1 protein-coding gene is annotated in these 551 nt (G+C 49.7%); it reads right to left on the bottom strand.

Annotated features, from left to right (window positions below; translation table 11 throughout):
- Positions 1 to 551 (bottom strand): peroxidase family protein (locus L650_RS0100390; protein WP_029771719.1); only part of this gene is annotated, 551 nt, incomplete at both ends.

Genomic DNA, 551 nt, shown 5'->3' on the forward strand with positions numbered 1-551 from the left:
CCCGACGTTACAGTATTGCGACCAAAGCCGCCTTCTTTAGTGCTGTTCCAGCCTAGGCCTTGCTCGTGTACGTCGGCCGCTTCTGGCTCTGGGCCTAAGTGCTCAGCTTTACCGTTACCGTGGGTTTTACCTACCGTGTGGCCGCCTACAGTAAGCGCTGCGGTTTCTTCGTCGTTCATTGCCATGCGAGCAAATGTTTCACGTACGTGCTGCGCGGTTTTTTGCGGATCGGGTATCCCATTTACGCCTTCTGGGTTTACGTAAATTAAGCCCATTTGTACTGCAGCTAATGGGTTTTCCATGGTGTCGGGTTTTTCTACGTTGTCGTAACGCTCATCACTCGGTGCTAGCCATTCTTTTTCTGCGCCCCAGTAAATGTCTTTTTCTGGATGCCAAATGTCTTCACGGCCGCCCGCAAAGCCATAAATTTTTAGGCCCATTGATTCGTATGCCATGTTACCGGCTAAAATAAATAGGTCGGCCCACGATAATTTGTTACCGTATTTTTTCTTGATTGGCCACAATAGGCGGCGTGCTTTATCTAGGCTTGC

It is taken from the genome of Pseudoalteromonas sp. TB51 (genome assembly GCF_000498055.1).
In the GTDB taxonomy this organism is placed as follows: Bacteria; Pseudomonadota; Gammaproteobacteria; order Enterobacterales; family Alteromonadaceae; genus Pseudoalteromonas; species Pseudoalteromonas atlantica.